Source organism: Corallococcus sp. RDP092CA, from assembly GCF_041903675.1.
Taxonomy (GTDB): domain Bacteria; phylum Myxococcota; class Myxococcia; order Myxococcales; family Myxococcaceae; genus Corallococcus.
Map to the genome: position 1 here is coordinate 62810 of NZ_JAYESI010000010.1, position 19917 is coordinate 82726.

The following is a 19917-nucleotide window of genomic DNA, read 5'->3' on the forward strand; positions in this document are numbered from 1 at the left end:
GGTCGGCCCGCCCCCATGAATCCCTCGCTGTCCGGTCGGAAGGTCGCGGTGTTCGGGCTGGCCAAGAGCGGCGTCGCGGCGCTGCGGCTGCTGGTCCAGCACGGCGCGCAGGTGACGGCGCTGGACGCGCGCTCCGAGGACGCGCTCGGCGACGTCGCGAAGGCGCTGCGCGCGCAGGGCGTGACGCTCGTCACGGGCGCCACGCCCCCGGGGCTGCTCACCCGCCAGGACCTGGTGGTGGTGAGCCCGGGCGTGCCGCTGTCCCTGCCGGAGCTGGAGGCCGCGCGCACGTCCGGCGTCCCGGTGTGGGGCGAGGTCGAGCTGGCGGGCCGCTTCCTGGAGGGCCTCCGCTTCCTGGGCATCACCGGCACCAACGGCAAGAGCACCACCACGGCGCTCACCGGGGAGCTGTACGCGAAGGCGGGCCTGCGCACCTTCGTGGGCGGCAACCTGGGGCGCCCGCTGGCGGAGGCGGCCCTGTCGCCCGGCGACTGGGACGCGCTGGTGGTGGAGCTGTCCAGCTTCCAGTTGGAGGGCATCCACCAGCTCAAGCCCACGGGCGCGGCCATCCTCAACCTCACGCCGGACCACCTGGACCGCTACGCCAACCCCGCAGAGTACGGCGCGGCGAAGGCGCGCATCTTCATGAACCAGCACGGCGGCAGCGACTTCGCCGTGGTGAACGCGGACGACGCGGCGGTGATGGGGCTGGCCGCCTCCGCGCGCGTGCCCGTCTACGGGTTCAGCCTCACCGGCCGCCCGGCGGTGGCCGCGCCGAGGCTGGCGGGGCTGGCCCTCGCGCGGCCCGGCGGCTTCGAGCTGGAGTTCGCGGGCGAGTCCTACACGCTCACCAACCGCTCGCTCCGGGGCGCGCACAACGCGCAGAACGCGATGGCGGCGGCGCTGCTGGCCCGGCTGGGCGGCGTGGCGAAGGAGGCGGTGCAGGCGGGCCTGGACGGCTACCCGGGCCTGGCGCACCGGCTGGAGAGCGTGCGCGTGCTGGACGGCGTGGAGTGGGTGAACGACTCCAAGGCCACCAACGTGGACTCCGTGCTGGTGGCGCTCAAGGCGTTCGCCGGCGACGTGTGGCTCATCGCGGGCGGCAAGGGCAAGGGCGCGCCGTACGCGCCCATGGTGGACGCGGGCCGGGGGAAGGTGAAGGGCGTGCTCACCATTGGCCAGGACGCGGACGCGCTGGCGCGGGCGTACGCGAACGACGCGCCGGTGCACGCGTGCGGCACGCTGGACGCCGCGGTGAAGAAGGCCCGCGAGGTCGCCAGGGCGGGGGACACGGTGCTCCTGTCCCCGGCGTGCGCGTCGTACGATCAGTTCAAGAACTTCGAGGACCGGGGCGACACGTTCAAGCGCCTCGTCGGGGCGCTCTGACCGTGATGAAGACCTCTCCTCCGGCCGCCCCCGTGCGGTTCGATCCCATCCTCCTGTGCGCGGTGCTGGCGCTGGTGGCGCTGGGCCTGGTGATGACGTACTCGGCCAGCGCGGTGCTCGCGCAGGACAAGCTGGGCGACAGCCTCTACTTCCTCAAGCGCCAGCTGTCCGCGGCGGGCCTGGGCCTCGTCGCCATGGCGGTGGCCATGAAGCTGGGCTGGCGGAAGCTGGCGCGCCTGGCGTACCCGCTGCTGCTCATCGCCATCGTGCTGCTCATCGCGGTGGCCATCCCCGGCATCGGCACCACGGCGGGCGGCGCGCGCCGGTGGATCCGCCTGCCGGGCTTCAGCCTCCAGCCGGCGGAGATCGCCAAGTTCGCGTGGCTCGTCTACCTGTCCTACTCGCTGGCGAAGAAGCGGGAGAAGGTGGCCACGTTCTCCATCGGCTTCCTGCCGCACCTGGCCCTGTGCGGCATCCTGGTGCTGCTGTGCATGCTCCAGCCGGACTTCGGCAGCAGCGTGCTGCTGGTGTTCATGCTCTTCGTGCTGCTGTTCGCGGCGGGGACGAAGCTGTCGTACCTGGTGGGCTCGGTGCTGCTCGCGCTGCCCCTGGCGTTCGTCGCCATCGCGACCAGCCCCTACCGCATGAAGCGCATCCTCGCGTTCCTGGACCCGTGGGCCCACCGGCACGACGTGGGCTACCAGGTGGCGGAGTCGCTGATGTCCATCGGCTCGGGCGGCATCACCGGCCTGGGGCTGGGGGACGGCCGGCAGAAGCTGTTCTTCCTGCCGGAGGCGCACACGGACTTCATCTTCTCCATCCTCGGGGAGGAGCTGGGGCTCATCGGCGTGGGGCTGCTCGTGTTGCTGTACGCCATCGTCCTGTGGCGCGGCATCCGCGCGGCCCTGGCGGCGGGGGAGACCTTCGGCACGTACCTGGGCCTGGGCATCAGCTCCATCATCGCGTTCCAGGCCACGGTGAACATGTGCGTGGCCATGGGGCTGCTCCCCACGAAGGGCCTGACGCTGCCGTTCGTGTCCTACGGCGGCACGTCGCTGGTGGTGCTGATGGGCTCCGCGGGCGTGCTCCTGTCGCTGAGCGCCAACACGCAGGGCGCGTCGCGGCCGGTGCGCGCCGGCACCACGGACCTGCGGGAGGTGACGGCGTGAAGGTGCTCATCGCGGGCGGCGGCACCGGCGGCCACCTGTTCCCGGGCATCGCGCTGGCGGAGGAGGTCGTCACGCGCCATCCGGCCAACGAGGTGGTGTTCGTGGGCACGGAGAAGGGCCTGGAGGCGCGCGTGGTGCCCAGGGAGGGCTACCCGCTGGAGCTGGTGAAGGTGCAGGGGCTCAAGGGCAAGGGGCTGCTGGGGCTCATCAAGGGCCTCCTCGCGCTGCCCCTGGCCTTCCTCGCGTCGTTCCGCATCCTGTCGCGCCAGAAGCCGGACGTGGTGGTGGGCGTGGGCGGCTACGCGAGCGGCCCGGTGGTGCTGGCCGCGTGGCTGATGGGCATCCCCACCGCCATCCAGGAGCAGAACGCGCTGCCCGGGCTCACCAACAAGGTGCTGGGCCGCATCGTGAAGGTCGTCTTCACCTCCTTCGAGGAGGCGCGCAACCACTTCCCGGAAGCCAAGGTGCAGATGATTGGCAACCCCATCCGCAAGAAGCTGATGGACAACTACCTGCGCAGCAGCGCCGCGCACGAGCGGTTCTCCGTCCTCGTCTTCGGCGGCAGCCTGGGCGCGCGGGGGCTCAACAGCCGCGTGCTGGACGCGCTGGACTCCCTGGGCGACGTGAAGGACCAGCTCGCCATCGTCCACCAGACGGGGAAGCTGGACCTGGAGAATGTGAAGAAGGGCTACGCGGACAAGGGCTTCTCGGACGTGGCCCAGGTGGTGGAGTTCATCGACGACATGTCCTCCGCCTACGCGAAGGCGGACCTGGTCATCTGCCGCGCGGGCGCCACGTCGCTGGCGGAGCTGACGGTGTGCAAGAAGCCCAGCATCCTGGTGCCCTTCCCGCACGCGACGGACAACCACCAGGAGGTGAACGCCCGCGCGCTGGTGGACGCGGGCGCGGCGGTGATGTTCCGCGAGTCGGAGCTCACCGGGCAGAAGCTGGCGGAGACGCTGCGCGGCCTGATGACGGACCCGGCGAAGCTCAAGCAGATGGCGAAGAAGGCGGGCATCCTGGGCCGCCCCGCCGCGGCGAAGGAGCTGGCGGACGTGTGCGTGGACCTCACCACCCAGGCCTGGGGCCCGGGCGGCCGGGACCGAGGACCGAAGGACGTGAAGAAGGCACCGGGGAGCAAGGCATGAGCAGCAAGACCGTCAACAACAAGCCCGGCAGCCTCTTCAAGACGCGCCACGCGGCGCACGTGCACTTCGTGGGCGTGGGCGGCATCGGCATGAGCGGCATCGCGGAGGTGCTGCTCAACCTGGGCTACCGCGTGTCGGGCTCCGACCTGCGGGAGAGCGACATCACCCGCCGCCTGGCGAAGCTGGGCGCCACCCTCTACGAGGGTCACCGCGCGTCCAACCTGGTGCACGCGGACGTGGTCGTCATCTCCTCCGCGGTGCGCAAGGACAACCCGGAGGTCCTGGCGGCGCGCCAGCGAAAGATCCCCGTCATCCCGCGCGCGGAGATGCTCGCGGAGCTGATGCGCCTGAAGTACGCGGTCGCCGTCGCGGGCAGCCACGGCAAGACGACCACGACGTCCATGGTGGCCACGGTGCTGTCCGCGGCGGGCCTGGACCCCACGGCGGTGGTGGGCGGCAAGGTGAACGTGCTCGACTCCAACGCCAAGCTCGGCAAGAGCGAGCTGATGGTGGTGGAGGCGGACGAGTCCGACGGCAGCTTCCTCAAGCTGCACCCGTCCATCGCCGTCGTGACGAACATCGACCCGGAGCACATGGACCACTACGGCGACCTGGAGACGCTCCAGTCCGCCTTCGTGGAGTTCTGCAACCGCGTCCCGTTCTACGGCCTCAACGTGCTGTGCCTGGACAACCCCAACGTCCAGGCGCTCCTGCCGCGCATCGAGAAGCGCTTCGTCACCTACGGCAGCTCGCACATGGCGGACTACCGGCTGGAGGGCATCTCGCTGGACGGCTTCACCACCACCTTCCGCGCCTTCCGCCGCGACGAGGACCTGGGCGAGTTCCGCGTGCGCATGGTGGGCGCGCACAACGCCTTCAACGCGCTGGCGGTGGTGGCCATCGCGGAGGAGATGGACATCCCGCTGGAGACGGTGCGCGGCGCGCTGGCGGAGTTCGGCGGCGTGCAGCGCCGCTTCACCGTGCGCGGCGAGGTGGGCGGCGTCACCGTGGTGGACGACTACGGGCACCACCCCACGGAGGTCATGGCCACGCTGTCCGGCGCGCGCCGCGCCTTCGGCCGCCGGGTGGTGGCCGCCTTCCAGCCGCACCGCTACACGCGCACGCACGACCTGATGAAGGAGTTCGCCACCGCGTTCAACGACGCGGACGTGCTCTTCGTCACCAGCGTCTACGCGGCGGGCGAGGAGCCGATCCCCGGCGCCACCGGCGACGCGCTGGCGGAGGCCATCCGCGCGCACGGCCACCGCGACGTGACGTTCGTGGAGAAGCGCGCGGACGTGGCCAGGGCGCTCCACGAGCGCGTGCGCGAGGGCGACCTGGTGCTGACGCTCGGCGCGGGCGACATCACCCAGGTGGGCCCGGACCTGCTGAACCTGATGGGCGCGGCGAAGGGCGGGTAGGGCATGGTGGCGGGCGAGGTGACACCGCTCGCGGCGCGCGTGGCGCGGCTGCCGGGCCTGGACGTGAAGCCGGGCGAGCCCCTGGCGCCGCTCATCAGCGTGCGCGTGGGCGGCCCGGCGGAGGCCCTGGTGCGGCCGCGCTCGCCGGACGCGCTGGTGTCCCTGCTGCGCCTGTCCCGCGACGAGGGCGCGCCGGTGACGGTGCTGGGCGGCGGGGCCAACACGCTGGTGGGCGACGGCGGCGTGCCGGGGCTCACCGTGAAGCTGCCCTCGGACCTGTTCCCGGAGGCGCTGGACGTGGGCGCGGACGACGGCCGGGTGACGCTGGGGGCGGGCGCGGCCATCGCCCGGCTCATCAACGTGATGCGCGCGCAGGGCCTGGTGGGCGCGGAGTTCCTCGCCGGCATTCCCGGCACCCTGGGCGGCGCCGTCACCATGAACGCGGGCACCAAGAACGGCGAGTGCTTCCGCGTGGTGGAGGCCGTGGAGGTCGCCACCGCGGACGGAGTGGGGTGGCTGACGAAAGCGGAGGTGCCGCACACCTACCGCCACGCCACGCTGCCCGCGGGAGGTATCGTCACCCGCGTGCGCTTCCACCTCCCCAAGGGCGACATCGCGGCCAGCAAGGCGGTCATGGACGCGGACCTGGGCTACCGCAAGCGCACGCAGCCCCTGAGTCAGCCCAACTTCGGCAGCGTGTTCACCAACCCGCCGGGCGACCACGCCGGGCGGCTCATTGAACTCGTGGGCCTGAAGGGGCACACCCTGGGGCGCGCGCAGGTGTCCACCCTGCACGCGAACTGGATCGTCAACCTGGGCGGCGCGGCCGCTCGCGACGTGCGGGGCCTCATCACCCTGATGCAAGAGCGGGTGAGGGAGGCCACCGGCGTCGTCATGCACCCCGAAGTCAAATCCGTCGGAGTCTTCCTGCCATGACCATCGGTCCCCGAGGCTTCACCCCCGCCGAGTTGAAGGCCAGGCGCGTCGGCGTGCTGTCTGGCGGCCTCTCCAGCGAGCGCGAGGTGTCCCTGCGCACGGGCGCCGCGGTGGCGGGGGCGCTGAAGGGCCTGGGCTACGACGTGGTGGAGATCGACGTGGGCAAGGACCTGCCCGCGCGCCTCATCGCGGAGAAGGTGGACGTGGCGTGGCTCGCGCTGCACGGCCGCTTCGGCGAGGACGGCTGCATCCAGGGCCTGCTGGAGGCCATGTTCATCCCCTACACCGGCAGCGGCGTGCTGGCGTCCGCCGTGGGCATGGACAAGGTGTACGCCAAGGAGATCTTCGTCGCGCGCGGCATCCCCACGCCGCCCTACCGCGCCTTCGGCTCGGCGGAGGCGGCGCTCGCGGAGGCGGACCGGCTGCCGTTCCCCTTCCCGGTGGTGGTGAAGCCCAGCCGCGAGGGCAGCAGCGTGGGCGTGCACATCTGCAAGACGCGCGAGGACTACACCGCCGCCATCCAGGACGCCGCGAAGTACGCGGGCACGCTCCTGGTGGAGCAGTTCATCCGGGGCCGGGAGGTGCAGGGCGGCGTGCTGGACGACGAGGCCCTGGGCGTCATTGAAGTGAAGGCCGCCCGCGAGTTCTACGACTACGACGCCAAGTACAAGGCCGGCAGCGGGACCCAGTACCTCTTCCCCGCGCCGCTGCCCCCGGACCTGTACGCCCGCGTCAACGAGGTCTCCCTGGCCGCCCACAAGGCGCTCGGGTGCTCCGGCGGCTCGCGCTCGGACGTCATCGTCACGGAGGGCGGCGACGTGTTCCTGCTGGAAATCAACACGCTGCCCGGAATGACGGCCTCCAGCCTCCTGCCCAAAATCGCGGCGGGGCGAGGCATCGACTTCCCGGCCCTCTGTGAGCGGCTGCTTCAGGGCGCTTCACTCAAGGCCTGAGCCGCTCTGCGTTCTTTCCTGGAGTTCCGGTCTCTTATGAGGCCGGCGTGTCCCTTCATGCCGCTACAGCGACGTGTCTGTAGCCAAAAACTGGCGAGGTTCGAAGTCCGCCCGCAGCATGCGCCTCCCGACCCCCATGGCTTTTGGAAAATCCAAGAATCGCCGTCGCCTGGATGCCGCACCGCGCAATGACGCGGTGAAGGGCGCGGTCCGTTCGCACGGGCCGTCGGTGGCGAAGGCGCTGGGGCTGGCGGTGGCGACGGCGGGGCTCATCTGGGGCGCCATGGAGCTGCGCGCGTGGGCGGTGGTGACGCCGCGCTTCGCGCTGGAGTCGGTGACCTTCACCGGGCTGGAGCGGGCGTCGCGGCCGGAGCTGCTGAAGCTGTCCGGGCTCACGGCGGGGCAGAACCTGTGGACGCTGGACACGGCGGCGCTGGCGCGGGCCATGGGGCAGCACCCGTGGGTGCGCACGGTGGAGGTGACGCGGCGGTTTCCGCGCGGGGTGTCGGTGGAGGTGACGGAGCACGCGCCCGCGGCGCTGGCGGTGCTGGGCGACCTCTACGTGCTGGACGAGGAGGGTGAGCCCTTCAAGCGCGTCACCCCGGGGGACGGGCTGGACCTGCCGCTCGTCACGGGCGTGGAGCGCGACGCGTACGTGGGGGACCCGGACGCGGTGCGCTCGCGGTTCCGCGAGGCGCTGGATGTAACCCGTGCTTATGCGCGGCTGTCGCCGGGGCGATCCGACCGGCTGTCCGAGGTGCGCCTGGAGAACACCGGGCTTGCGCTGGTGACGGCGACGGGGCAGGAGGTGCGCCTCGGTGCTGGCGATACGGAAGTCAAGCTCCAGCGGCTGGCGCGCGTTCGACGCGAGCTCAGCACAAGGGGGCTTGCGGCGGCGATCATTCGCCTGGATAACCGTGCCCGACCGGGTTGGGTGGCGGTGAGGCTTTCGAGTGGGTCCGACTCCGAGAGGAGCGGGGACTCGACGCAGTGAGGATGCTTCCTTCACGAAAGTGAGGGAGCCTGGGAGGAGTCATGGCGAAGCAGAAGTCGGGGGAGATCATCGTCGGCCTCGACATCGGCACGACGAAGATCTGCGCCATCGTCGGCGAGCTGACCGATAGCGGTATCGACATCATCGGTATCGGGACGCATCCGTCGAAGGGGTTGCGCAAGGGCGTCGTGGTCAACATCGAGGCCACGGTGTCGTCCATCCGGCGCGCCGTGGAGGAGGCCGAGCTGATGGCCGGGGCGGAGATCTCCCACGTGTACACGGGGATCGCCGGCGGCCACATCAAGGGCTTCAACTCCCAGGGCATCGTCGCGGTGAAGGACAAGGAGGTCCGCGACGCGGACATCGCGCGCGTCATCGACGCGGCGAAGGCGGTGGCCATCCCGTTGGATCGGGAGGTCATCCACGTCCTGCCGCAGGAGTTCATCATCGACGACCAGGGCGGCATCAAGGAGCCCCTGGGCATGGCCGGCGTGCGCCTGGAGGCCAAGGTGCACATCGTCACGGGCGCGGTCTCCAGCGCGCAGAACATCGTGAAGTGCGCCAACCGCACGGGCCTGAACGTCTCCGACATCGTGCTCCAGCCGCTGGCCTCCGCCGAGGCGGTGCTGAGCGAGGACGAGAAGGAGCTGGGCGTGTGCCTCGTCGACATCGGCGGCGGCACCACGGACATCGCCATCTTCTCCGGCGGCTCCATCGTCCACACGGCGGTGATCGCGCTGGGCGGCAACAACCTGACGAGCGACATCGCCATCGGCCTGCGCACGCCCGCGCACGAGGCCGAGCGCATCAAGCAGAAGTACGGCTGCGCGCTCGCGTCCATGATCAACAAGGACGAGACGATTGAGGTGCCCAGCGTGGGCGGCCGTCAGCCGCGCGTCCTGGGCCGGCAGATCCTCTCCGAGATTCTCGAGCCGCGCGTGGAGGAGATCTTCCAGCTGGTGCACCGGGAGATCCAGAAGTGCGGCTACGAGGACCTGCTCGCGTCCGGCATCGTCATCACGGGCGGCAGCACGCTGCTGGCGGGCATGCCGGAGCTGGCGGAGGAGGTGCTGGGCCTGCCGGTGCGCCGGGGCATGCCGCGCGGCATCGGCGGCCTGGTGGACGTGGTGAAGAGCCCCATGTACGCCACGGGCGTGGGCCTGGTCGTCTACGGCGCCAAGCACATGGACCGCCGCATGTTCCGCATCCGCGAGGACGGCAACGTCTACAAGAAGGTGAAGGGACGGATGCGCGAGTGGCTGGAAGAGATCTTCTAGGTCGGCTCCCGGAGCCGTGACGCGTTGAGCCAGGGGCCCCTTCGGGGGCCCTTTCGCGTTTCAGGGGCTGGGGCCGGCAGTGGGAATGACGCGTCAGAGAGGACGCTGACGCGTCATTCCGGGACGCGGAATGGGTTCCAGATTCCAGAATCCGGATCCGGCTTCCGGACGGCCGCCCTACGCACGGGCAGCCGGTGGTGCAAGTTCCAGGATTTGGACGGATTGTAAAATCGACAGAGGATGGCTTCCGGCTTGCTACGGGAGCCCACGTCTCCCGGAACGGACTCCGCCGTTCCTGGTGAGCCTCTGAGCCTATGACTCCACAAAAGACTTCGCGGTTGCTGACGCCCCTCACGGGACTTCGCCGCTCGGCCGCGGGCCTGTTGGCCCTGCTGTGCGCCGTGCTGTTGGCGCCACCCGCCTTCGCGGAACCGGACACGTTTGGTTTGGGCAACGGCACGGATGGCCCGCTGACGGTCGCTGCTGGTGAGACTGCGATCGTCAACCGCTACACGCGCCTGACGGCGAATGCGAACGTGAGCGCCACCACCTTGACGGTGGAGGACACAGCGGACTTCCAGGTGGACGACCTGGTGATGGTGTTTCAGTCCACCAACTTCACCGGCACGGTGACCTCGGGGGCTCAGGGACCCTTCGACTTCTCGGCGTCAACGTCGGTCGGGCGCTGGCAGTTCGCACGAGTCACCCAGGTCACGGACGATACGCGTCTTCAAATCTCTCCCGCCCTCACGCTTGCCTTTACGGGGAACAACCTCCGGACGGCCGCCCAGGTCATCCGCGTGCCCGAATACACCACGGTCGACATCGCGGCGACCGGCAGGGTCATCGCCAGGCCCTGGTCGAGCAACGAGGACAGCAACGACAACGTGGGCGGCATCGTGGTCTTCCTCGCCACGGGGACGGTGACGAACAACGGCACCATCTCCGCGGATGGCGCGGGCTTCCGCGGCGGTGAGTACTTCAACGGCAGCGGCGACAATTGTTCTCAGCTGGATCTGGGAACCCCTCGGGGTGCGATGAAGGGGGAGGGGCTTGTTCCGAGCCGTTACAAACTGCCTGGGGCGTACAGCGAATCCGCGAACCTCGCGGGGCGAGGCAACATCCTCAATGCAGGTGGCGGTGGTGTCTGCCACAACTCTGGCGGTGGCGGTGGCGGTAACGGTGGTGCGGGCGGCATTGGCGGGCGGACGTGGACGGGAGATGCCGCGGGCAGCCGTGAGGTGGGTGGGCTCGGAGGCGGAGCGATGCTCTTCAGCCCCGCGACGCGCCTCTTCTTTGGCGGTGGTGGTGGCTCTGGCCACGGCAACGACTTCGCGGGCGGTGGTGGCGGCAATGCGGGCGGGATTGTGTTCGTGCGCGGAGCCGCGCTCGCGGGCACGGGGAGCATCACCGCGGACGGCGCGATCGGGGGCGAGTCCGACAACGATGCGGCGGGTGGTGGCGGCGCGGGTGGAACCATCTCCCTGAACTTCACGGGTGCGCTGTCCTGTGGCGGCGTCGGCACGCTGTCCGCGAAGGGCGGCAGCGGCGGTAGCAGCACCTTCGTGGAGTCGCCGCACGGTACGGGCGGTGGCGGCGGCGGCGGCAACATCTTCCTGCTGGGCGGTCAGCTGTCGTGCCTCACGTCGGTCGAGGGCGGCGCGGCGGGCACCCAGCCCACGGAGAGCGCTCCGGATGGCGAGACCTACGGTGCCGCCCCTGGCAGCCCGGGCGCCGTCAATCTGCCGCCCACCATCGACGCTCCGGCCAATGGCTCCGAGACGACGAACACCACGCCCGCCATCACGGGCACGACGCCGGGCCCCAACCAGACGGTTCGGATCTACGTGGATGGCCAGTCCATCGGCACGACGACCTCGGACGCGACGGGCCACTTCACCCTCACGCCGTCGACCGCGCTGAGCGTGGCCTCCCATACCGTGTACGCGGTGATCGAGGTCGATAACGTCATCAGCAGTCCCCAGAGCAACACCAACACCTTCGAGGTGACGGCCGCTGCTCCGGAGCCGACGGTGACCATCACCACGCCGGTCAGCGGCGCCACGGTGACGAACCCCAACGTGACGGTGACCGGTACGGCCACGAACGCGACCACGGTGACCGTGACCTTCCAGGGCACCGACTACGGTCCCATCCCGGTGACCGGCGGTACCTGGACCTTGGCGCTCCCCGGCCCGCTGCCGGACGGCGAGCACACCGTGACCGCCGTTTCCACGAACAGCGCGGGCACGAACAGCCCGCCCGCGACCACCACCTTCACGGTAGACCAGATACCTCCGACGGTGGTCATCGAGAGCCCGGACGACGGCGCGACCCTCAACACCCCCAACGTGACGGTGACGGGCACGTCCGTGGGCGCGTCGTTCGTGACGATCGAGTTTGACGGCGCGAGCTACGGCCCCATCAGCGTGGATGCTTCCGGCAACTGGAGCTACGCGCTGCCGGGTCCCCTGGCCGAGGCCACGTACACCGTGACGGCGACGGCCACGGACGCGGCGGGCAACACCAGCACGCCGGATGAAACCACCTTCACCGTGGACCTCACTGCGCCGACGGTGGCCATCAGCACCCCGGCCAACGGCGACATCATCGGGACCAGCACGGTGACCGTCACCGGGACGTCCTCCGGCGCGACGTCCGTGACGCTGACCTACGGAGGCACGAACTACGGCCCCATCAGCGTGGACGCTTCCGGCAACTGGAGCTTCCCGCTGCCCGTGACCCTGCCCGAGGGCCCGAACACCGTGACTGCGACGGCCACGGACGCGGCGGGCAACACCAGCACGCCCGCGACCTCCACCTTCACGGTGGACCTGAGCGTCCCCACGGTCGCCATCAGCACGCCGGTCACTGGCACCTCGGTGAACACCGACACGGTGACGGTCACCGGCACGACGACGAACGCGACCTCCGTGACGCTCACCTTCGATGGCGCCAGCTACGGCCCCATCAGCGTGGATGCTTCCGGCAACTGGAGCTTCCCGCTGCCCGGCCCCCTGGCCGAGGCCACGTACACCGTGACCGCGGTGTCCGTGAACGGCGCGGGCACGAACAGCGCGCCCGCGACCTCCACCTTCACGGTGGACCTGACCCCGCCGACCGTCGCCATCAGCACCCCGGTGGACGGCTCGACGACCAACACCCCCAACGTGACGGTGACGGGGACGTCCACGGGCGCGACGTCCGTGACGCTGACCTACAACGGCACGAACTACGGCCCCGTCCCCGTGGACGGCTCGGGCAACTGGAGCTACACGCTCCCCGTGTCCCTGCCGGAAGGCGCCGTCACCGTGACCGCCACGGCCACGGACGCCGCGGGCAACACGAGCACGCCGGACGACACCTCCTTCACGGTGGACCTGACGGCGCCGGAGGTCGACATCACCTCGCCGCTGGACGGTGAGACGGTGGCCTCCAGCACGGTGACCGTCACCGGCACCTCCGTGGGCGCCACCTCCGTCACGCTCACCTTCGAGGGCAACGACTACGGCCCCATCAGCGTGGACCCCTCCGGCAACTGGAGCTTCCCGCTGCCCGGCCCGCTGGCGGACGGCACGTACACCGTGACCGCGACGGCCACGGACGCCGCGGGCAACGAGAGCACGCCTGACAGCATCTCCTTCACGGTGGACCAGACCGCGCCGACGGTGGCCATCACCACGCCGGCCAACGGCTCCACGGTGGGCGCCAACGTGACGGTCACCGGTACGACCACCGGCGCGACGAGCGTGACCGTGTCCTTCCAGGGCACGGACTACGGCCCCATCGCGGTGGACGCCTCCGGCAACTGGAGCCAGGCGCTGCCCGGCCCGCTGGCCAATGGCGACTACACGGTGACGGCGGTGGCCGTGGACGCGGCGGGCAACGCCAGCACGCCCGCGACCTCCACCTTCACGGTGAGCACCGCCGCGCCGACGGTGTCCATCACCACGCCGGCCAATGGCTCCACGGTGACGAACCCCACCGTGACGGTGACGGGCACCGCCGCGAACGCGACCAGCGTCACGGTCACCTTCGAGGGCACGAGCTACCCCGCCACCCTCAACGGCGGCAACTGGACCGTGGCGCTGCCCGGCCCGCTGGCGGACGGCACGTACACCGTCACGGCGGTGTCCTCGGATGGCACCACCCACAGCGCGACCGCGACCACCACCTTCACCGTCAACGCGGCGGGCCCGGTGGACTCGGACAACGACGGCCTGACGGACGAGGAGGAGATCGCCCAGGGCACCGACCCGAACAACCCGGACACCGACGGCGACGGCATCCCCGACGGCGTCGAGGTCAATGTGGGCCACACCAACCCGCTCGACAGCGACTCGGACGATGACGGCATCCTCGACGGCAACGAGGACAAGAACCACGACGGCCTCGTCGACGCCGACGAGACGGACCCGAACAACCCGGACACCGACGGCGACGGCCTGACCGACGGCGTGGAGCTGGGCCTCACCGAGCCCCAGGGCGACGACACCGACCCGTCCAAGTTCGTGGCGGACCAGGACCCCTCGACCAAGACGAACCCGCTGGACGACGACTCGGATGACGACGGCCTCACCGACGGCAACGAGGACGCCAACCACGACGGCAAGGTGGATCCGACGGAGACGGACCCGAACGACATCGACACGGATGGCGACGGCCTGACGGACGGCCTGGAGCTGGGCCTCACCGACCCCCAGGGCGACGACACCGACCCGTCCAAGTTCGTCGTGGATCAGGACCCCAACACCAAGACGAACCCGCTCGACCAGGACACCGACCACGGCGGCGTGTTCGACGGCATCGAGGACGCGAACCACAACGGCCGCGTGGACGTGCTGGAGTCCGACCCGAACAACCCGGCGGACGACAAGGACGCGGACGGCGACGGCATCGACAACGCCACCGAGCTGGAGCACGGGACGGATCCGTTCGACTCCGACTCCGACGACGACGGCGTGCCGGACGGCATCGACGGCCTGGCCGACTCGGACGGCGACGGCATCATCGACGCGCTCGACCCGGACAGCGACAACGACGGCATCCTCGACGGCACGGAGCTGGGCGTCACCGCGGAGACCGCCCCGGCGGGCACCGACAAGACGTCCCCCCACTTCAAGCCGGACGCGGATCCGACGACGAAGACGGACCCGAAGAACCCGGACACGGACGGCGACGGCCTGAAGGACGGCGAGGAGGACGCCAACCACGACGGCCGCCGTGACGCCTCGGAGACGGATCCGAACATGAAGGACACCGACCAGGGCGGCATCGACGACGGCACCGAGGTGAAGGGCGGCTCCAACCCGCTCGACGCCAACGACGACTACCTGGTCGTCGGCCACGGTTGCAGCACGGGCGGCTCCGGTTCGCTGGCGCCCTTCGCGCTGATGCTGCTGGCGCTGCCCCTGGTGGGCCGCCGCTTCCGCCGCGCCGGGGGCCTCCTGGCGCGCGCGGGTGGGGCGCTGGCCGTGTTCGTCACCGCGCTGTTCGCGGGCTCCACCGCCCACGCGCAGGCCTCCGCGGTGTCGCAGGCCATCGACGTGCAGCAGTACAAGCCGGGCCCGGGCGTCGCGGACGTGCTCGCGGTGCACGGCGCGAAGGTGCAGCGGCACCTGGGGTGGAACGTGGGGCTGTCGGTCAACTACGCCGACAAGCCGCTCAACTTCTTCGACCCCCGCTCGGACACGTACGTCACCTCCCTGGTGAAGAGCCAGGTGGGCTTCGACCTGATGGGCGCCGTCGGCCTCTTCGACCGCTTCGAGATCGGCGTCGTGCTGCCCATCACCGTCCAGGGTTCGGAGAACTCGCCGGCCGTGGACTCCTCCTTCGCCAACGGCGTGAGCGGGGGCGGCATCGGCGACCTGCGCCTCATCCCGAAGGCGCGGCTCCTGGACGGTGACGACTACGGCGTGTCCGTGGTGCTGCCCATCTCGCTGCCCACGGGCGGCGCGTCGGACTTCCTCGGCGGCTCCGGCGTGTCCGTCAACCCGCGCGTGGTGGCGGAGTACGGCAAGCGCTTCCGCGTGCTCGCCAACGTGGGCGTGGACATCCGCAAGTCGGAGCAGCTGCGCAACCTGAACGTCGGCAGCGCGCTGGCGTACGGGGTGGCCGCGGAGGCTCCGCTGGGCGACATCCCGCTGGCCGTGCAGGCCTCGCTGGCGGGCGCGCTGGGCTTCAAGCAGCAGGACGCGGAGGAGCGTCCGCTGGAGCTGCTCGCGGCCCTGAAGTACCGCGCGCCCACCGGCCTGTCCGCGCAGGTGGGCGCGGGCCCGGGCCTCACCCACGGCTACGGCACGCCGACCTTCCGCGTGCTCGCGTCCGTGGCCTACAGCACCCCGGAGCGCGCCCCGGCGCCTCCGAAGCCCGTGTGCCCGGAGGGCCCCGAGGACTTCGACGGCTTCCAGGACGAGGACGGCTGCGCGGACCCGGACAACGACGGCGACGGCATCCTGGACACGGCCGACAAGTGCCCCAACGAGCCGGAGACGGTGAACGGCTTCGAGGACGAGGACGGCTGCCCGGACACGAAGCCCGCGCCGCCTCCGCCGCCGGTGGACTCGGACGGCGACGGCATCCTGGACCCGGACGACAAGTGCCCCAACGCGCCCGAGGACTTCGACGGCTTCCAGGACGAGGACGGCTGCCCGGATCCGGACAACGACAAGGACGGCATCCCCGACACGGCGGACAAGTGCCCGCTGGAGCCGGAGACCATCAACGGCGTGGAGGACGAGGACGGCTGCCCGGACAAGGGCAAGGTCAAGGTGCTCGTCGAGGGCGAGCGCATCCTCATCCTGGAGAAGGTCTACTTCGCCACGAGCAAGGACGTCATCCTGCCGCGCTCGTTCCCCATCCTGAAGCAGGTGGCCGCCGTGCTGCGCGCCAACCCGCAGGTGGAGCTGCTGCGCATCGAGGGCCACACGGACAGCCAGGGCAGCGACGGCGCCAACCTGGACCTGTCCAAGCGCCGCGCCGCCAGCGTCCGCACGTTCCTCATCAACGAGGGCATCGCGGGCGAGCGCCTGGAGTCCGAGGGCTTCGGCGAGACGAAGCCCGTGGACACCAACAAGACGGCCGCGGGCCGTGAAAACAACCGCCGCGTGGAGTTCAACATCACGCGGATGGGCAAGGTGGAGGTGGAGCAGCCCGCCCCGTAGCGGCCGCTCCAGGGCATGAGACCCGCAAGGCCCGGTTCCCCCCGAGGGAGCCGGGCCTTTTCGTCACCCGCGCCCCGTCCTGTCACGTCACGCGCGCGCGGGAGGCGCGCGTGACCGGTCACGGCGAGTCACCGGACGCGAGTCAAGAGGGTGTTTACATCCGGCGGAGGTCCGCATGGCCGCTGATGCCATTCGCGTAAGTGGGCGTCAGGACTCGGGCGCGCAGCAGGGCGCTACAGGCTGGTAGCGGAATACTTGCCAAAGCGCCCGACTTCCTGATGATTGTCGAGGGTGGGTGTTTCCGCGGACGGCGCCGCGGTGCTTCCGCCACGAGGACGACATGGACCAGTTCGAGCAGAACAAGCAGGCCGCGAAGATTCGTGTCGTGGGCGCGGGCGGGGCGGGCTGCAACGCGGTCAACACGATGATTCTGTCGAAGCTGGACCGCGTCGACTTCATCGCCGCCAACACCGATGTCCAGGCGCTCGCCGCGAGCAAGGCGCCCACCCGGCTCCAGCTGGGCCAGGCGCTCACCAAGGGCCTGGGCGCTGGCGCCAACCCGGAGATGGGCCGCGAGGCCGCCCTGGAGTCGCGCGATCAGATCGCCGCCGTGCTGGAAGGCGCGGACATGGTCTTCGTGACCGCGGGCATGGGCGGTGGCACCGGCACGGGCGCCGCGCCCATCATCGCGGACATCGCCAAGAGCCTGGGCTGCCTCACGGTGGGCGTCGTCACCAAGCCCTTCCTCTTCGAGGGCAACAAGCGCCGCAAGCAGGCCGAGCAGGGCATCGTGGAGCTCAAGGCCGCGGTGGACACGCTCATCACCATCCCCAACCAGCGCCTGCTGTCGCTCTCCAATGAGCCCATGCCGCTGCTGGAGACCTTCAAGCGCGCCGACGAGGTCCTGCTCAACGCCGTGCAGGGCATCAGCGACCTCATCCAGTACCACGGCTACATCAACGTGGACTTCGCGGATGTGAAGACCATCATGAGCGACAAGGGCCTGGCGCTCATGGGCACGGGCCACGCCTGTGGCGACCGCCGCGCCATCACCGCCATGCAGCAGGCCATCTCCAGCCCGCTGCTGGAGGACGTCTCCATCGACGGGGCCACGGGCCTGCTCATCAACATCACCGGCGGCCGCGACATGACCCTGCAGGAGGTCAACGAGGCGCTGACGCTGGTGCACGACGCGGCGGACGGCGAGGCGGAGATCATCTTCGGGTCGCTCATCGACGAGCAGATCCAGGACGAGGTGAAGATCACCATCATCGCCACGGGCTTCGTGCACCGGGACGCGCCCAAGGCGCGCTCCATCTCGCAGGTGGTGCCGGTGTCCGTGGTGGGCCGCCCGCCGGCGGCGCCGCCGCCGTCCGTGCTGACCTCGCCGCGCGAGGAGGTGGCCAGCCTGGTGCCCGCGAAGGGCACGCCCCGTCCGACGATGTCCACCGTGGAGGCGCCCAAGGCCGGCATGCAGAGCGCGCGCACGTCGGTGGTGAAGGACGCGGCGCTGCCCCTGGACGAGGATCAGTTCGACATCCCCACGTTCCTGCGCCGCCAGGGCCAGACGGAGCTGCCGTAAACAGCGTCGGGGACGCTAGCCGCGGGGGAGGCGGGCGACGCTCGCCGTGCCCTTGCCGGTGAGGCGATCACACCGGGTGAGCAGGCCGTCCACCTCGTCGTAGAGCGCGTCGATGCGCTCCGTCGCGCTGGGGGCCGGGAGCAGCCCGTCGCCGGACAGCTCCTCCAGGCGGGTGCCGGCGCGCTGCAGCAGCTGCAGGGCCTTGAGCAGGGAGCGGCCCTCCTTCGTGCCGTCGGGCGTGAAGAGGGTGCCGCCCTCGTAGAGTGTCACCAGGTTGGCGCGGGTGTCCTGCTGCCGCTGGTGGAGCCGGTTCCGGTACAAGTCCAGACGGCGGGCGCGACGGGCACCATGCAGGTCCACGACGCTGTGCGTTCCTGTCGAGGGAGGATTCACGTCGGGCAAGGTACGCCAGGGCCTCGCAAGGCCGCAAATTTACGGGACTGTACGGACCTGTTGCGCACCCGCCCGAGCGCTTGTCAGTCAAGGGGGTGGGGGTTAGGTTGGCCGCCCTTCGCCACGCCAGGGTGCCCGCCATGTTCCAGAAGCTGCTCATCGCCAACCGGGGTGAAATCGCGCGTCGCATCGGGGCGGTGGCCCGGGGCATGGGCGTGAAGACGGTGGCGGTGTACTCGGACGCGGACGCGAGCCTCCCCTTCGTGAAGGAGGCGGACGAGGCCGTGCGCATCGGCCCCGCGCCCGCGAAGGACAGCTACCTGAGCATCCCCGCCATCCTGGAGGCAGCGAAGAAGACGGGCGCGCAGGCGGTGCACCCGGGCTACGGCTTCCTGTCGGAGAACGGCGAGTTCGCGCAGGCGTGCGCGGACGCGGGCCTCACCTTCGTGGGCCCGCCGCCGGAGGCCATGGCCCGGATGAAGGACAAGAGCCAGGCGCGCAAGCGGGTGTCCGCCGCGGGCGTGCCGGTGGTGCCGGGCAGCGACGGCGTGCTGCCGGACGTGCAGAGCGCCCTGGCGGCCGCGGAGCGCATCGGCTACCCGGTGCTGTGCAAGGCCGCCAGCGGCGGTGGCGGCATCGGCATGGCGGCGGCGAACAACCCCGCGGAGCTGGAGAAGGTGTACCGCCAGTGCACGGACCGGGCGAAGGCCGCCTTCGGCCGCGAGGGCGTGTACCTGGAGCGCTACTTCCCGGCGCCCCGCCACATCGAGGTCCAGATCCTCGGCGACACCCACGGCCACCTCATCCACGGCCTGGAGCGCGAGTGCTCCATCCAGCGCCGGCACCAGAAGGTGGTGGAGGAGGCCCCGTCGGTGCTGTTCGCCGACGGGCGGAACGCAGCGCTGGCGGACACGCTCTTCACGGCGGCCGTCGAGGCGGCCAAGGCGTTCGGCTACGCCAACGCGGGCACGGTCGAGTTCCTGTACTCCGACGGGCAGGTGTACTTCATCGAGATGAACGCCCGGCTCCAGGTGGAGCACCCGGTGACGGAGCTGACCACGGGGCTGGACCTCATCGGCTGGCAGCTGCGCATCGCCGCGGGCGAGAAGCTGACGGTGAAGCAGGAGGACGTGAAGCGGAAGGGCGCGGCGCTGGAGTTCCGCATCTACGCGGAGGACCCGGTGAAGTACTTCCCGTCCCCCGGCCCGCTGAAGGTGTTCCAGCCGCCCACGGGCGAGGGCGTGCGCCTGGACTCCGGCTACGCGGAAGGGGACGTGGTGACGCCCAACTACGACCCGATGATCGCCAAGCTCATCATCACCGGCCCCACGCGCGACGAGGCCATTGCCCGCGCGGTGAAGGCGCTGGAGTCCTTCCGCATCGAAGGCATCAAGACGAACATCCCGCTCCACCTGCGCATCCTGAAGGACCCTGCCTTCAGCGCCGGTGAGCTGGACACGCACTTCCTGGATCATCACGCGAAGCCTTAGAGGGC

12 protein-coding genes are annotated in these 19917 nt (G+C 70.5%); 11 read left to right on the forward strand and 1 reads right to left on the reverse strand.

The features are described from left to right. Positions 1 to 15: 15 nt before the first annotated feature. The 10 genes from murD to ftsZ all read left to right on the forward strand — a co-directional run bounded on the left by murD (position 16) and on the right by ftsZ (position 18029). Positions 16 to 1386, forward strand: a complete 1371-nt coding sequence (gene murD, locus U8525_RS13550) for a UDP-N-acetylmuramoyl-L-alanine--D-glutamate ligase (RefSeq protein ID WP_374265541.1) — start codon at positions 16 to 18, stop codon at positions 1384 to 1386. A 5-nt stretch (positions 1387 to 1391) separates the two neighbouring features. Next, complete coding sequence (ftsW, locus tag U8525_RS13555) at positions 1392 to 2555, forward strand: putative lipid II flippase FtsW (RefSeq protein WP_374265543.1); 1164 nt, start codon at positions 1392 to 1394, stop codon at positions 2553 to 2555. Then, the gene (gene murG, locus U8525_RS13560) at positions 2552 to 3703 is read left to right on the forward strand and encodes an undecaprenyldiphospho-muramoylpentapeptide beta-N-acetylglucosaminyltransferase (protein WP_374265545.1); all 1152 of its coding nucleotides are present in this window, start codon (positions 2552 to 2554) and stop codon (positions 3701 to 3703) included. The genes ftsW and murG overlap by 4 nt, the downstream gene beginning before the upstream one ends. Continuing rightward, positions 3700 to 5124 carry a UDP-N-acetylmuramate--L-alanine ligase gene (murC, locus tag U8525_RS13565; RefSeq protein ID WP_374265547.1) on the forward strand — a complete coding sequence of 475 codons (1425 nt, stop codon included), beginning with the start codon at positions 3700 to 3702 and terminating at the stop codon, positions 5122 to 5124. The genes murG and murC overlap by 4 nt, the downstream gene beginning before the upstream one ends. Positions 5125 to 5127: 3 nt before the next feature. Then, positions 5128 to 6060, forward strand: a complete 933-nt coding sequence (gene murB / locus U8525_RS13570; RefSeq protein ID WP_374265549.1) for a UDP-N-acetylmuramate dehydrogenase — start codon at positions 5128 to 5130, stop codon at positions 6058 to 6060. Beyond that, positions 6057 to 7013 carry a D-alanine--D-alanine ligase gene (locus U8525_RS13575; RefSeq protein ID WP_374265551.1) on the forward strand — a complete coding sequence of 319 codons (957 nt, stop codon included), beginning with the start codon at positions 6057 to 6059 and terminating at the stop codon, positions 7011 to 7013. The genes murB and U8525_RS13575 overlap by 4 nt, the downstream gene beginning before the upstream one ends. Positions 7014 to 7149: 136 nt before the next feature. Beyond that, positions 7150 to 8007: a cell division protein FtsQ/DivIB gene (locus U8525_RS13580; protein ID WP_374265553.1), complete on the forward strand. Its 858-nt coding sequence runs from the start codon at positions 7150 to 7152 to the stop codon at positions 8005 to 8007. 41 nt (positions 8008 to 8048) lie between these two features. Next, entirely contained in the window at positions 8049 to 9284 is a 1236-nt protein-coding gene (gene ftsA, locus U8525_RS13585) for a cell division protein FtsA (protein ID WP_014398878.1), read from the forward strand. Positions 9285 to 9622: 338 nt separating this feature from the next. Beyond that, positions 9623 to 16447, forward strand: a complete 6825-nt coding sequence (locus U8525_RS13590) for an Ig-like domain-containing protein (protein ID WP_374265556.1) — start codon at positions 9623 to 9625, stop codon at positions 16445 to 16447. A 340-nt stretch (positions 16448 to 16787) separates the two neighbouring features. After that, positions 16788 to 18029, forward strand: coding sequence for a cell division protein FtsZ (ftsZ, locus tag U8525_RS13595; RefSeq protein ID WP_374265558.1), 1242 nt, complete (start codon positions 16788 to 16790; stop codon positions 18027 to 18029). A gap of 15 nt (positions 18030 to 18044) precedes the next feature. Here the strand turns inward: ftsZ and U8525_RS13600 are convergent, their stop codons facing one another. Beyond that, positions 18045 to 18389: a hypothetical protein gene (locus U8525_RS13600; RefSeq protein WP_374265560.1), complete on the reverse strand. Its 345-nt coding sequence runs from the start codon at positions 18387 to 18389 to the stop codon at positions 18045 to 18047. 173 nt (positions 18390 to 18562) lie between these two features. Between U8525_RS13600 and U8525_RS13605 the strand changes: the two genes are divergently transcribed. Further along, a complete protein-coding gene (locus U8525_RS13605; RefSeq protein WP_374265562.1) occupies positions 18563 to 19912 on the forward strand; it encodes an acetyl/propionyl/methylcrotonyl-CoA carboxylase subunit alpha in 1350 nt (449 codons plus the stop codon). The last annotated feature ends 5 nt before the right edge of the window (positions 19913 to 19917 follow it).

Excerpts from the sequence above, each read along its gene's own strand:
- ftsW (WP_374265543.1), top strand. The coding sequence starts at position 1,392 with ATGAAGACCTCTCCTCCGGCCGCCCCCGTGCGGTTCGATCCCATCCTC.
- U8525_RS13575 (WP_374265551.1), top strand. The coding sequence starts at position 6,057 with ATGACCATCGGTCCCCGAGGCTTCACCCCCGCCGAGTTGAAGGCCAGG.
- murC (WP_374265547.1), top strand. The coding sequence starts at position 3,700 with ATGAGCAGCAAGACCGTCAACAACAAGCCCGGCAGCCTCTTCAAGACG.
- U8525_RS13605 (WP_374265562.1), top strand. The coding sequence starts at position 18,563 with ATGTTCCAGAAGCTGCTCATCGCCAACCGGGGTGAAATCGCGCGTCGC.
- ftsZ (WP_374265558.1), top strand. The coding sequence starts at position 16,788 with ATGGACCAGTTCGAGCAGAACAAGCAGGCCGCGAAGATTCGTGTCGTG.
- murD (WP_374265541.1), top strand. The coding sequence starts at position 16 with ATGAATCCCTCGCTGTCCGGTCGGAAGGTCGCGGTGTTCGGGCTGGCC.
- ftsA (WP_014398878.1), top strand. The coding sequence starts at position 8,049 with ATGGCGAAGCAGAAGTCGGGGGAGATCATCGTCGGCCTCGACATCGGC.
- murB (WP_374265549.1), top strand. The coding sequence starts at position 5,128 with ATGGTGGCGGGCGAGGTGACACCGCTCGCGGCGCGCGTGGCGCGGCTG.
- U8525_RS13580 (WP_374265553.1), top strand. The coding sequence starts at position 7,150 with ATGGCTTTTGGAAAATCCAAGAATCGCCGTCGCCTGGATGCCGCACCG.